The following is a 12,902-nucleotide window of genomic DNA, read 5'->3' on the forward strand; positions in this document are numbered from 1 at the left end:
GTAAAATGCCCTAATTTGGTTATCTCTTTCTAAAAATCACATTTAAAAGGCAGATTATGTCCATATCTGAAATTTCACCGGCAGACCTTCGCATTCTTAAACAGCTTCAGGGTTCGGGCAGAATGACCAATCAGGAGCTGGCCGAAAAAGTGGGCATGGCGGCATCACCCTGCTGGCGGCGCATGAAACAGCTGGAAGACAGCGGCGTGATCACCGGCTATCAGGCGAATATCGACCGGAAAAAAATCGGGCTGGGGTTGCTGGCCTTTATCCGGGTGAAAATCGACAGTCACAGCGAGGAAGATGCACAACGTTTCGAGTTACAGGTTGGCGCACTACCTTCGGTAATAGCCTGTTATGCCATTGCCGGAGACGCAGATTTTCTGTTGCAGGTGGTGGCGAAAGATCTCGACAGTTTTTCCAGTTTCGCGATGGAAGTGGTACGCCGCTTACCCGGCATCAAGGAGATGCAAACTTCGTTTGTGCTCAGGGAAATCAAACCGCTGGATGTACTGCCGCTGGAGGGAATTTAAGGACGATGCGACAAAAAACCCATCATTTTCGCGTATGCTGAAACCTCAAGTTTTCAACAGGGATGAGATAATGAGTGCTGATACAAGAACCGTAGAGATTCTGCAATACACCTTACAACCGGGTATGGGAGCCGCGTTTCATCGCATCATGAGTGAAATCAGCGTTCCCCTGCATCGCCGCTGCGCAATCGATGTCGTGTCATTCGGTAATTCGTTGCATAATCCGGACTGCTATTACCTGATCCGTGCATTTGAGAGTATCGAAAGTATGGATAAGATCCTGGAAGAGTTTTATGCAGGCGATGACTGGCGCCTCGGCCCGCGTGAAGAGATTATCGGTTGCATTGAAAACAGCCTGAAAACGATACTGATTTTGCCCCTGCAGAGTGTCGAGGGCTTGCGCGTACAGTGAATAATTTTGAATCAAATGCCGCTTTGAGGGCATGACAACTAGATAGTTATGCGATAAAATTTACATAAATATGCAAAATCCCTTTTACCCGACGCCGGTTTTGCGATATCAATATAGGCATTGAAACCTTAAGCAGACAGACCCCATTCATACAGGATCTAACGATGACAACTATTCTCAAGCACCTTCCGATTAATCAGCGTGTGGGGATTGCATTCTCCGGCGGTTTGGACACCAGTGCAGCCCTGCTGTGGATGCAGAAAAAAGGGGCCATCCCTTATGCCTACACAGCTAATCTGGGTCAGCCTGATGAAGACGATTACGATGCTATCCCACGTAAAGCGCTGGAATACGGTGCAGAGAAAGCCCGTCTGATTGACTGCCGTAAGCAGCTGGTTGCAGAAGGGATTGCCGCCATTCAATGTGGTGCATTCCACAACACCACCGCAGGTGTCACCTACTTCAACACCACACCGCTGGGCCGTGCCGTTACCGGTACCATGCTGGTGGCTGCGATGAAAGAAGATGGCGTCAATATCTGGGGTGACGGCAGCACGTATAAAGGTAACGACATTGAGCGCTTCTATCGTTACGGCCTGCTGACCAATGCTGAACTGAAAATTTATAAACCGTGGCTGGATACCGACTTTATTGATGAACTCGGTGGCCGTCATGAGATGTCTGAATTCATGATTCAGTCCGGTTTCGATTACAAAATGTCGACCGAGAAAGCCTACTCTACTGACTCCAATATGCTGGGCGCAACGCACGAAGCCAAGGATCTGGAATTCCTCGATTCCGGCGTCAAAATCGTTAACCCGATCATGGGCGTAAAATTCTGGGACGAGAATGTAGTCGTGAAAGCTGAAGAGGTGACTGTTCGTTTCGAGCGTGGTTATCCTGTTGCGCTCAATGGCATAACCTTTGATGACAGCGTTGAGCTGATGATGGAAGCCAACCGCATCGGTGGCCGCCATGGTTTAGGGATGAGCGATCAGATTGAAAACCGTATCATCGAAGCCAAAAGTCGTGGTATCTACGAAGCCCCGGGGATGGCACTGCTGCACATCGCTTACGAGCGTCTGCTGACCGGTATTCATAACGAAGACACCATCGAGCAATATCATGCGAATGGCCGCGTGCTGGGTCGTTTGCTGTATCAGGGCCGCTGGTTCGATCCACAGGCGCTGATGTTGCGTGACTCCGCACAGCGTTGGGTCGCCAGCGAAATCACCGGTGAAGTGACGCTGGAACTGCGTCGCGGCAATGACTACACCATCATGAATACAGTCTCTGATAACCTGACTTACAAACCAGAACGCCTGACCATGGAGAAAGGTGATTCAGTGTTCTCACCTGATGACCGTATTGGTCAGCTGACCATGCGTAATCTGGATATCACTGATACCCGCGAGAAGCTGCAAAACTATGTTGAGACAGGATTACTGACCTCTTCCGCCTCTACCGGTTTACCCCAGGTGGATAACAATAATCTGCCGCGCGGATTACAGGTGAAGAATAAGTAATTGTTGTTAGCATAAAAAGAAGCAGGTTTAGGTAACTCCCTGAACCTGCTTTCTACTCCCAAATACCCGCGTCTTTCCCCCTTTTTTGGATGCCCTGTCGGGACAAAGACATGCAGCTACTTACTGCGTGTACGGCGTTCTAATAACTGATGTGTTTTCGGGTCATAATAACGGCTCGGCCAGATAACCGCGGATGAACGCCAATCGCCTGACCAATCAGTATTTCCCCTTTTTGAGTGGATTCCACGAAAAGGCTCATCAGGCTAGAAAGCAGTTTTGGTGTTCACCACTAAGCATTCCCCCGTAAAACGACGAACAAAGATTAGTTTCTCTATCTTTGGCTTTGACCGTTTTGATTTTTTGATATTAATCAACCCACAAAGCCAAATTAGGTGTAACCTCAGCCAATATTTAATCAAAAAGGAGTATTAAATATGGCTATACCTGTTTATTTATGGCTTACCAATGATGCAGGGAACCTTGTCAAAGGCTCTGTAGATATCAACGGACGGGAAGGAAGCATTGAGATCGTTGAATTTATGCATGCGATTGAATTACCGACCGACGACCGCACCGGAAAGATCACGTCTAAACGGATACATGGGGACTACGCGATAATTAAAGAATTAGACAGCTCTTCACCCTATCTCTATCAGGGCGTGACAACAGGGCAACGTTTCCAAAAAGCCGAACTGAAGTTCTACCAGATCAATGAGAATGGGCAGGAGGTCGAATACTTCAGGACAACGTTAGAAAACGTGCGCATTAACGAGATCGAACCATTTATGTTCGATATTAAGGATCCAAAGTTCGAGAAGCATAACCACCTTGAAGCACTGTATCTCAGCTATGAAAAAATCACTTGGCACTACATCGACGGAAATATTATCCACTCCGACTCATGGAATGAAGCGAGGATTGCATAATGGCTTGGGTGTATAAAGTTAACGATAATGCTTTTTATCTGAACGGAACATTCAAATTTAACGCCATGTATTCAGGCCGACCAGGCTATAAAAACAATACGGCTTATGAATGCGTTCAAGGAAAAGGACCCTTACCGCGTGGAACGTATAATATCAGCGAACCCTTTTATCATCACAAAACGAAAGCCTGGACAATGCGCCTCACGCCGTCTGCATCTAATCATATGTGCGGACGTGATGGTTTTCTCATTCATGGCGGTAGTTCAAAGCATCCCGGCGAAGCGTCGGACGGCTGTATCATTGCGACAATTAAAGAACGTAAAGACATCGCGGCCAGTGGTGATCATACGTTGATTGTGGAGTAATCCTGATGAATAACGCCCTCTTGCTTTTACTCACATTCCCGTTACTGGCACAAGCGTCTGATTATAATTGTGCTTCTGTGGGCAGTATGATGGAAAATGCATTATTTTCGGCCGTCACTCATGATCTGAAAATTGACGCAAACAGCATTCAACGCGACAAAACAAAGATTGAACAACTGGGTATTTACCCTGTTGGTAAGCCATACGCCGAACAGTTAGGACACATTGATTATCAATATGACAAGAATCAGTCTGGCAAAGCCCTTTTGCCGGAAAGTGAATACGTCATGACTAATTATGAAAATGGTGCCCGAACGATAACGGCAAAATATACATACCTGAACACAGACAAGAAACGAGATGTTTTTATCGCCACCAGCATCATGAACTCCGATGAATGTACAGTACGTTTTAACGGCTATTTGACACTTTCCCGCGAGTTCTGACCGGTGAAGGTCAGGATTTACCCTGTACCTAAGCTATTTATCAGTCCTTCAATTTTGACCGTCATTTGTTATACATCACAACAGTACCGTGCTGTGAATCCCATTCATAAATCTTCCCGCTATTATCTTTCCAGCGAGAACGAAGGGCTCCACCTCCTTTCACCGGCGTTTTTTTCTTCGCCTTTTGGGCATCAGGGAATGCGGGTAATGGTGGTCGGCAAATAGGGTTGATTGCGATTGCCGGTATTGGCTGGCGCTTTAAACTCCAGTTCATCCGGCTTCCAGATAATCATGGGTTTATCTGCACCCTCTTCCCAAAACTCATAGTTCCCCGCTTGCGAGTCTTTCCACATCGAACGCACACGCACCTGATCCAGACCGCTAACAGCGCCAATATGATACGCCACCAGTCGCGACAAATGCTTTACCATCCTCCGACATATCATCGACGGTACCCGCTATCTGATATGTCCCGCCACACTTACTGCAGGAGGCAAAATCCCCCGTTAATGCTAATGCCCGCGTACCTTCGAACCACGTCGACGACGCAGACAAAACCGCCCCGTATGTGGTTTTATCCCCCAGAAAAACTTAAGACAAATTATTTTAGCCAATGGACTTCAAGCGTTTAATAATTTGGGATTTTTTCATCGTGTTTACGCCGTATTTATCGTTCGGAGTTATTAATCGTAGGTCGGTAGCGCAAATCCCTAACTGCGTATATCCATATGATTTTAATCGTTTTTTATTATAAAAAATTTTAGATGTGCGAAAGCGTCGTCAGAGGGAAACGAATAAGCAGAGCCAGGTGGTGGATTTTTATGGGATCTTGAGTGATTTTTGAGAAGAAAATCTTTGGAGCGGGTGAAGGGAATCGAACCCTCGTATAGAGCTTGGGAAGCTCTCGTTCTACCATTGAACTACACCCGCCTAGGTGTGCGACTGGCATTATAACCGGTTACGACGGCGGAGCAAGACGTGATTGCGGATAAGCGCTGGAGTTTTAAGCAGTTAGCATTTGTCGTGATCTGCAGCATGAAAAAAGGCGCCGGAGCGCCCTTTTGTAGTTTCTGAAGAAAACTTATTTCTGAGTCTGCGGACGCATCGCCGGGAACAGGATAACGTCGCGGATGGTGTGGCTGTTAGTGAACAGCATCACCATACGGTCAATACCAATGCCCAGACCGGCAGTCGGTGGCAGGCCGTGTTCCAGCGCTGTCACGTAGTCTTCGTCATAGAACATCGCTTCGTCATCGCCTGCATCTTTCGCAGAAACCTGATCAGCAAAGCGCTGTGCCTGGTCTTCTGCATCGTTCAGCTCGGAGAAGCCGTTACCGATTTCACGCCCACCGATGAAGAATTCGAAACGGTCAGTGATTTCAGGGTTCACATCATTACGGCGCGCCAGCGGAGAAACTTCTGCCGGATATTCCGTAATGAACGTTGGCTGGATCAGCTGTGCTTCGGCAGTTTCTTCGAAGATCTCGGTCACGATACGGCCCAGGCCCCAGCTCTTCTCGATTTTGATACCGAGTGATTCTGCAATAGCGGTCGCTTTTGCCAGATCGTCGAGATCCGCAACGTCAGTTTCCGGACGGTATTTGCAGATCGCTTCACGCATGGTCAGTTTGGCGAACGGCTTGCCGAAATCGAAAGTCTGCTCGCCGTACCGCACCACACTGCTGCCCAGAACGGACTCAGTCAGGGTGCGGAACAGGGATTCGGTCAGAACGATCAGGTCTTTGTAATCCGCGTACGCCATGTAGAGTTCCATCATGGTGAACTCTGGGTTGTGACGCGGAGAAACGCCTTCGTTACGGAAGTTACGGTTGATTTCGAATACGCGATCGAAGCCGCCAACAACCAGACGTTTCAGATACAGTTCCGGCGCGATACGCAGGTACATGTCGATATCAAGCGCATTATGGTGAGTGATGAACGGACGCGCCGCCGCACCGCCAGGGATCACCTGCATCATCGGGGTTTCGACTTCCATGAAGCCGTTTTCCACCATGAAGCTGCGGATGCCCGACATGATCTGAGAACGGATCTTGAAGGTTTTACGGGAATCTTCGTTAGCGATCAGGTCGAGATAACGCTGACGGTAACGCGCTTCCTGATCCTGCAAGCCGTGGAATTTATCCGGCAACGGACGCAGCGCTTTGGTCAGCAGACGCAGTTCAGAACAATGGATCGACAGCTCGCCGGTCTTGGTTTTGAACAGCTTACCGGTCGCACCCAGAATATCGCCCAGATCCCATTTTTTGAATTGCTCGTTATAGATACCTTCAGCGAGATCATCACGAGCCACGTAAAGCTGGATACGGCCGCCGACATCCTGCAGGGTGACAAAAGACGCCTTGCCCATGATACGGCGGGTCATCATACGGCCACCCACGGTGACTTCGATGTTTAATGCTTCCAGTTCTTCGTTGGTCTTTTCGCCATATTTCGCATGCAATTCATCAGAGATGCTGTCACGACGGAAATCGTTAGGGAAAGCGATACCGGATTCGCGCAGTAAAGCCAGCTTCTCACGACGAGATTTCAGCTCGTTGTTAAGATCTGGTACATTTTCTGCACTTTGCGCTGCTGGTTGTTGCTCAGACATTTTGGTTCCTCATAACCCGGCTTTCAAACTTGCCTCAATGAATTTATCCAGGTCGCCATCCAGTACGGCCTGCGTATTTCGCGTTTCAACACCCGTGCGTAAATCTTTGATACGGGAATCGTCCAGCACGTAAGAACGAATCTGGCTGCCCCAGCCGATGTCAGACTTGTTGTCTTCCAGCTGCTGTTTGTCCGCATTTTTCTTTTGCATCTCATACTCATAAAGCTTCGCACGCATCTGCTTCATGGCCTGATCTTTGTTTTTATGCTGGGAGCGGTCGTTCTGACATTGGGTCACAATGTTGGTCGGAAGGTGGGTAATACGTACCGCAGATTCCGTTTTGTTGACGTGCTGACCACCCGCACCTGACGCGCGGTATACGTCGATACGCAGGTCGGCAGGGTTAATTTCGATTTCGATATCGTCATCCACTTCCGGATACACAAACGCGGAACTGAACGAGGTATGGCGACGACCGCCGGAATCAAACGGGCTCTTACGCACCAGGCGATGGACGCCGGTTTCGGTACGCAGCCAGCCAAACGCATAATCGCCGATGATCTTGATGGTCGCAGATTTAAGCCCTGCCACTTCACCATCCGATTCTTCGATAACTTCAGTTTTGAAACCTTTGGCTTCCGCCCAACGCAAATACATGCGCAGCAACATGCTCGCCCAGTCCTGTGCTTCCGTACCACCGGAACCAGCCTGGATATCGAGGTAGCAGCTCGCACTGTCGTATTCACCGGAGAACATGCGGCGGAATTCAAGCTGTTCCAGTTTGGCGGTCAGTACATCGAGTTCAGCAACCGTCTCATTGAAGGTGTCTTCATCGTCGGCTTCTACAGCCAGTTCCAGCAGGCCGGTGACATCTTCTGCGCCCTGCAACAACTCATCGATGGTTTCAACGATAGCTTCCAGAGAGGAACGCTCTTTGCCCAGCGCCTGCGCACGTTCTGGCTCGTTCCATACGTCCGGCTGTTCCAGCTCGGCGTTTACTTCTTCGAGGCGTTCTTTCTTGGCATCATAGTCAAAGATACCCCCGAAGAACCACTGTCCGATCGGACAGGTCCTGAATGCGGTTTTTAACCGGATTAATTTCAAACATGATTTTCGCGTCTTACGTTAGATTCGGAGTTGGCCCAATGCCATTCGAACCGCAGATTCTAACGGAATTAGCGGTCTTTTTATAGCAAGGAGCCGTTTTTTTGCAGGGTTTATTGCCGGCGTAAATCGCTTATTTCGGCCATAAATGTTCGATAATCAACTGAACGTTGCGATTTCCACGGAATTCATTGATATCCAGCCGGTAGGCCAACTGCACTTCACGGATACTGCTGTCCGGCCAGAAAGTCGGATCGATATTAAAGGCAATGCCGTCAAGAAGCGGACCACCGCCGACAGGTTCAATCATCAGCTTGAGATGACGCTCCTTCAGCAGTTTCTGTTGCAGGATGCGGAACCTGCCGTCAAAGGTTGGTTCCGGGAACGCCTGTCCCCACGGGCCGCCATCGCGCAGCATTTCAGCTGTATCAAGGGTCAGCTCGCGGGCAGTCAGTTCCCCATCCGACCAGATCACACCTTCAAGATGAGCGGGATCCAGCCATTCGCCCACCAGTTCAGCGAATTTATCGCGAAATTCATCGAACTTGCTCTCTTCAAGCGATAAGCCAGCCGCCATCGCATGGCCGCCAAATTTCATCATCAGTCCGGGATTGAGTGTATCGAGACGCTCCAGCGCATCACGCATATGCAAACCGGCGATAGAACGGCCGGAGCCTTTGAGAATGCCTTCACCCGCTGGTGCAAAGGCTATCACCGGACGGTTAAAGCGCTCTTTCAGGCGTGATGCCAGAATGCCAACCACACCCTGATGCCATTCGGGGTGATACATCGCCAGCCCGAACGGCAGCGCGTCGGTGCTGCGTTCCAGTTTGTCACACAGCGCCAGTGCTTCGACCTGCATGCCCTGCTCTATCTCACGGCGGGTCTGGTTCAGCGCATCCAGATCACTGGCCAGCGCACGCGCCTGCCCGATGTCTTCGCTGAGTAAAAGCGCCACACCAACCGACATATCATCAAGACGTCCGGCGGCATTCAGCCGTGGCCCGAGCGCAAAACCTAAATCACTGGCGCACAGCGTACGGGCTTCGCGCCCGGCCACTTCCAGCAGAGCACGGATCCCCGCCCGGCATTTTCCGGCACGAATACGGTTCAGCCCCTGATACACCATGATGCGGTTGTTGGCATCGAGCGGCACGACGTCAGCCACGGTGCCAAGCGCCACCAGATCCAGATGTTCCGCCAGATTCGGGATAGCCAGGCCGTGTTGTTCAAACCAGCCGCTCTCGCGTAATGCACTGCGCAACGCCAGCATCAGATAAAATGCCACGCCAACACCCGCCAGCGATTTGGACGGAAACTCGCAGCCGACCAGATTCGGGTTAATGATCGCTTCGGCATCCGGCAATGTTTCGCCCGGCAAGTGGTGATCGGTGACCAGCACCTGGATGCCTTTTTCATGGGCAAGCGCCACACCCGCGTGGGAAGAAATGCCGTTATCAACGGTGAGGATCAACTCTGCACCGCGTGACGCCGCCTGTTCGACCACTTCCGGGCTGAGACCATAGCCATCTTCAAAACGGTTCGGCACCAGATAATCCAGGTTCCCACAGCCCATACTGCGCAACGAGAGCAATGTGAGCGCAGTACTGGTTGCGCCATCAGCATCAAAGTCGCCAACGATAATTATGCGCAGACGTTCAGCCAGTGCTTTTTGCAGTAAGGCAACGGCGGTATCAATACCATCAAGTTGCTGATAAGGCAGCATGCCACGTACGCTGCGCTCAAGCTCCTGGCTTTGTGTCACACCGCGGGCGAGATACAGGCGGCGTAAAAGCGGGGAGAGTTCGGCGGGAAGATCCACGCCAGCCGCCGCCTCCCGACGGCGAAGTTGGGTCTGCAAGGTCACGAAAAATCAACCACCGGTTTTATGTGAAGGATCCTGCTGGTCGAGCATGGCAGCCATTTCTTTTGGCGGCTGATAGCCAGGGATCAAAGTACCGTCTTCCAGCACAATGGCCGGAGTGCCTGTCACTCCGAACTGGACGCCCAGCTCAAAGTGTTTCGCAATATCACTGGATTGACAGGTTGCCGGCGTAACATCATCGCCACGCATTGCCGCATCAAAACTGGTTTTGCGGTTGCCTGTACACCAGACCGACTGCATGTCTTTCTCGGTTTTAGAATTCAATCCCTGACGCGGGAAGGCCAGATAACGCACGGTTATACCAAGATCGTTATAGTCCTGCATCTGCTGATGCAGCTTGTGACAATAGCCACAGGTGATGTCGGTAAATACCGTGATCACATGCTTTTCGTTTTTGGCTTTGTAAATGATCATCTCGTTTTGTAATGCATCCATCTTCTTCACCAGCGCTTTGTTGGTGACGTTAACCGGATGACTGCCGCTGACGTCATACAGCGGCCCCTGCAAAACGTGTTTTCCGTCGTCGGTAATGTAAAGGGTGCCGCTGTCGGAAGAGACCGCGCTCAGGCCGGTTACCGGCGAAGGCTGGATTTCGGCATGGCTCATGCCCAGTTTGCCCAGCGTGGCTTTGATGGCTGCTTCGTCAGCATGGACGGCGGAACTCATACACGCAGCCATAAGCGTCAGCAGCATTAAACCTTTTTTCATCATGTCGTCCTTTTTCTCCGGCCTGTTACGCACGGGGATGATGTTGTTGATGTAGCTGTTTGAGTCGTTCAGTCGCTACATGGGTATAGATTTGTGTGGTCGATAAGTCGCTGTGACCTAACAACATTTGCACCACGCGCAGATCTGCGCCGTGATTCAATAAGTGGGTGGCGAAAGCGTGGCGCAGAACGTGGGGAGACAGCCGCTCTGCATCAATGCCCGCAAGGATCGCATAGTGTTTGATGCGATGCCAGAATGTCTGGCGTGTCATTTGCTGCGCCCGGTTGCTGGGGAACACGATATCCAGCGATTGCCCGTTCAGCAGCCACGGCCTGCCATGCTCGAAATAGTTTTCAATCCAGTACACGGCTTCTTCGCCCATCGGCACCAGCCGTTCTTTATTGCCTTTACCGATAACCCTTACCACTCCCTGCCTCAGGCTCAGATCACTGAGCGTCAGCCCGACCAGTTCGGAAACTCGCAAACCGGTGGCATAAAGCAGTTCCAGCATAGCTTTGTCGCGCAGTTCAAGAGGCACATCGACACTCGGTGAAGACAGTAAGGCGTCAACCTGCGCTTCGCTGAGGTCTTTCGGCAGGCGTTGCGGTAATTTTGGCGAAGACAGCAACGCGGTCGGATCATCCTGACGCACGGATTCGCGGTTCATGTACTGAAAGAGGCGACGCATCGCGCTGAGCAACCGCGCTGAGCTGGTGGCTTTATATCCCCCTTCGATCCTCTCAGACAGAAACAACTGCAGATCTTCGGGGCTGACATGCAGCAGATCCGTATTATTATGATGCAGCCAGCCCAGCAGAGATTTCAGATCCTGACGATAGGATGACAGTGTATTTTCAGCAAGATTGCGTTCAATCCAGAGCATGTCCAGAAACTGCTCCGTCAGACTCTGATCGGCTTCGTTGACCGCCCGGGCCATCTGCTCAGGTGTCACATCCCGCTGGCTCGCATTATCTTGTTTTGGCATCCCGACTCCTCTTACTCATGACGGCCATTATGCCTTTCCTGTGCCCGGATCTGCTACACTGCCTGTCATTCGTATTCTGATAACGTTATGGCAGCAAGTATGAAGATCGGACTTTTCTACGGTTCCAGTACCTGTTACACCGAAATGGCAGCGGAAAAAATCCGCGACATTTTAGGTGAAGAACTGGTTGATTTGCATAACATAAAAGATGTTGATCCCGACAGGATGGAAGACTACAACATCCTGATCCTGGGCATCCCGACATGGGATTTTGGTGAAATCCAGGAAGACTGGGAAGCGGTCTGGAATCAACTCCCGACGCTTAAATTACGCGGCAAAATCGTAGCCATGTATGGCATGGGCGATCAGCTCGGCTACGGCGAATGGTTCCTTGACGCGCTCGGCATGCTTTATCATCAGCTGGTTCCCCTTGGCGTGCATTTCATTGGTTTCTGGCCGACAGAAGGCTTTGAGTTTACCAGCCCGAAACCGCTGAGTGCGGACGGTAAACATTTCGTCGGTCTGGCTCTGGATGATGTGAACCAGTTCGATCTCACCGAAGAACGTCTGCAACAATGGTGCGAACAGATCCTGCTGGAAATGGATGCGCTGCTTTAACGCCGCATAAAATCCCGGCGTCAGCTTTCCATGAACATGGTCCTTTCAGCCCGGTTTTGCCGGGCTGCGCGGTGCACCGCTGAGCAATATCTGTCGCAACCGCCGCCATTCTTCCAGACTCATGCTGTCCGATGCCAGCCATAACCGCTGCCTTGAACTGCGCATCGCCTGTGCCAGCCCGCCTTTACGCTTTTCGCGACGCAACGAGAGCAGCACACCATGGCTTATCATCCATACCGGCTGTTTAATCTGCCATTCATGGCCGCGCCACAAAAGACGATTATCTTCAAGCAGGATCATTTCGCCCGTGCGTGCTGTAATGCGCCGCTGGCTACGGATGCATTCAAACAACACCAGCAAAAGCAACGTCATCCATACCGGCCAGTAACCTGCAGGCCAGGGTGCCAGCAAAATAAGCAGCATCACGCCACCGTAACATCCCAGTGAAATGAGCTGACTGCGCCAGGACACCCGGAGATCACATCGCCACAGGGCCACGGGCTTTGTTTCGAGTCTGAATAAGGGCAACCATACGCTGTAATTCGGTGTCTTTCGGTTCACCGTGATTCATCAGCCAGTTGAACAAATCCGGATCGTCACAGGTCAGCAGGCGGACAAACACTTCTTTATCAGTATCGCTCAGCGAATCATATTCATACTCGAAGAACGGCATGATGGAGATATCCAGCTCGCGCATACCGCGGCGGCAAGCCCAGTGAACGCGGGAACGATTATTAATATCCAGTGGGTTTTTGCTTTCCATAACAAGACTCTTTTTTAGGA

Annotated in this window: 17 protein-coding genes, 1 tRNA gene and 1 pseudogene; 7 read left to right on the forward strand and 12 right to left on the reverse strand. The window is 50.8% G+C overall.

The window, feature by feature from the left end; genetic code table 11:
* The first annotated feature begins 56 nt into the window (after positions 1 to 56).
* From ACOZIO_RS20025 to argG, 3 genes are all read left to right on the forward strand, one after another.
* Positions 57 to 533 carry an Lrp/AsnC family transcriptional regulator gene (locus ACOZIO_RS20025; protein WP_129954905.1) on the forward strand — a complete coding sequence of 159 codons (477 nt, stop codon included), beginning with the start codon at positions 57 to 59 and terminating at the stop codon, positions 531 to 533.
* Between the two features lie 70 nt (positions 534 to 603).
* Positions 604 to 945, forward strand: coding sequence for an NIPSNAP family protein (locus tag ACOZIO_RS20030; protein ID WP_129954904.1), 342 nt, complete (start codon positions 604 to 606; stop codon positions 943 to 945).
* 164 nt (positions 946 to 1,109) lie between these two features.
* Positions 1,110 to 2,471: an argininosuccinate synthase gene (gene argG, locus ACOZIO_RS20035; RefSeq protein WP_377426188.1), complete on the forward strand. Its 1,362-nt coding sequence runs from the start codon at positions 1,110 to 1,112 to the stop codon at positions 2,469 to 2,471.
* 116 nt (positions 2,472 to 2,587) lie between these two features.
* Here argG and ACOZIO_RS20040 read toward each other — a convergent pair.
* Positions 2,588 to 2,706, reverse strand: a pseudogene (locus ACOZIO_RS20040) (helix-turn-helix domain-containing protein); the annotation flags it as partial.
* Positions 2,707 to 2,905: 199 nt separating this feature from the next.
* Here ACOZIO_RS20040 and tssD point away from each other — a divergent pair.
* From tssD to ACOZIO_RS20055, 3 genes are read left to right on the forward strand one after another with little or no spacing between them, the layout of a single operon-like run.
* A complete protein-coding gene (gene tssD / locus ACOZIO_RS20045) occupies positions 2,906 to 3,397 on the forward strand; it encodes a type VI secretion system tube protein TssD (RefSeq protein ID WP_421595625.1) in 492 nt (163 codons plus the stop codon).
* Positions 3,397 to 3,762: a tlde1 domain-containing protein gene (locus ACOZIO_RS20050; RefSeq protein ID WP_421595626.1), complete on the forward strand. Its 366-nt coding sequence runs from the start codon at positions 3,397 to 3,399 to the stop codon at positions 3,760 to 3,762. Before tssD ends, ACOZIO_RS20050 begins: the two co-directional genes overlap by 1 nt.
* 2 nt (positions 3,763 to 3,764) lie before the next feature.
* A complete protein-coding gene (locus ACOZIO_RS20055) occupies positions 3,765 to 4,208 on the forward strand; it encodes a Shiga toxin A subunit (RefSeq protein WP_410175508.1) in 444 nt (147 codons plus the stop codon).
* A gap of 61 nt (positions 4,209 to 4,269) precedes the next feature.
* Here the strand turns inward: ACOZIO_RS20055 and ACOZIO_RS20060 are convergent, their stop codons facing one another.
* The 9 genes from ACOZIO_RS20060 to xerD all read right to left on the reverse strand — a co-directional run bounded on the left by ACOZIO_RS20060 (position 4,270) and on the right by xerD (position 11,453).
* Entirely contained in the window at positions 4,270 to 4,482 is a 213-nt protein-coding gene (locus tag ACOZIO_RS20060) for a colicin E3/pyocin S6 family cytotoxin (protein WP_421595627.1), read from the reverse strand.
* Entirely contained in the window at positions 4,400 to 4,639 is a 240-nt protein-coding gene (locus ACOZIO_RS20065; RefSeq protein ID WP_421595628.1) for an S-type pyocin domain-containing protein, read from the reverse strand. Before ACOZIO_RS20065 ends, ACOZIO_RS20060 begins: the two co-directional genes overlap by 83 nt.
* Positions 4,590 to 4,763, reverse strand: a complete 174-nt coding sequence (locus ACOZIO_RS20070) for a hypothetical protein (RefSeq protein ID WP_421595629.1) — start codon at positions 4,761 to 4,763, stop codon at positions 4,590 to 4,592. Before ACOZIO_RS20070 ends, ACOZIO_RS20065 begins: the two co-directional genes overlap by 50 nt.
* Positions 4,764 to 5,064: 301 nt before the next feature.
* Positions 5,065 to 5,138 (reverse strand) — tRNA-Gly (locus ACOZIO_RS20075).
* Between the two features lie 151 nt (positions 5,139 to 5,289).
* Positions 5,290 to 6,819, reverse strand: coding sequence for a lysine--tRNA ligase (lysS, locus tag ACOZIO_RS20080; protein WP_421595630.1), 1,530 nt, complete (start codon positions 6,817 to 6,819; stop codon positions 5,290 to 5,292).
* Between the two features lie 9 nt (positions 6,820 to 6,828).
* Positions 6,829 to 7,927, reverse strand: a protein-coding gene (prfB, locus tag ACOZIO_RS20085) for a peptide chain release factor 2 (RefSeq protein ID WP_129954899.1) whose coding sequence is annotated in 2 segments (ribosomal slippage) — positions 6,829 to 7,851 and positions 7,853 to 7,927 — 1,098 coding nt in all. Because the reading frame shifts where the segments join, the coding sequence is not laid out codon by codon here.
* 129 nt (positions 7,928 to 8,056) lie between these two features.
* Positions 8,057 to 9,790, reverse strand: a complete 1,734-nt coding sequence (recJ, locus tag ACOZIO_RS20090) for a single-stranded-DNA-specific exonuclease RecJ (protein ID WP_129954898.1) — start codon at positions 9,788 to 9,790, stop codon at positions 8,057 to 8,059.
* A 6-nt stretch (positions 9,791 to 9,796) separates the two neighbouring features.
* The gene (gene dsbC / locus ACOZIO_RS20095; RefSeq protein WP_129954897.1) at positions 9,797 to 10,516 is read right to left on the reverse strand and encodes a bifunctional protein-disulfide isomerase/oxidoreductase DsbC; all 720 of its coding nucleotides are present in this window, start codon (positions 10,514 to 10,516) and stop codon (positions 9,797 to 9,799) included.
* Positions 10,517 to 10,541: 25 nt separating this feature from the next.
* Positions 10,542 to 11,453 (reverse strand): site-specific tyrosine recombinase XerD, encoded by a 912-nt coding sequence (xerD, locus tag ACOZIO_RS20100; protein WP_129992071.1) that lies wholly within the window; start codon positions 11,451 to 11,453, stop codon positions 10,542 to 10,544.
* 147 nt (positions 11,454 to 11,600) lie between these two features.
* Here xerD and fldB point away from each other — a divergent pair, with 147 nt between their 5' ends.
* Positions 11,601 to 12,119: a flavodoxin FldB gene (gene fldB, locus ACOZIO_RS20105; RefSeq protein WP_013574110.1), complete on the forward strand. Its 519-nt coding sequence runs from the start codon at positions 11,601 to 11,603 to the stop codon at positions 12,117 to 12,119.
* A 45-nt stretch (positions 12,120 to 12,164) separates the two neighbouring features.
* Here the strand turns inward: fldB and ACOZIO_RS20110 are convergent, their stop codons facing one another.
* Positions 12,165 to 12,617, reverse strand: coding sequence for a protein YgfX (locus ACOZIO_RS20110; RefSeq protein ID WP_129954896.1), 453 nt, complete (start codon positions 12,615 to 12,617; stop codon positions 12,165 to 12,167).
* Complete coding sequence (gene sdhE, locus ACOZIO_RS20115) at positions 12,598 to 12,864, reverse strand: FAD assembly factor SdhE (RefSeq protein ID WP_129955005.1); 267 nt, start codon at positions 12,862 to 12,864, stop codon at positions 12,598 to 12,600. Before sdhE ends, ACOZIO_RS20110 begins: the two co-directional genes overlap by 20 nt.
* Positions 12,865 to 12,902 lie beyond the last annotated feature (38 nt).

Origin of the sequence: Rahnella sp. PD4 (genome assembly GCF_049199325.1) — a bacterium.
In the GTDB taxonomy this organism is placed as follows: Bacteria; Pseudomonadota; Gammaproteobacteria; order Enterobacterales; family Enterobacteriaceae; genus Rahnella; species Rahnella perminowiae.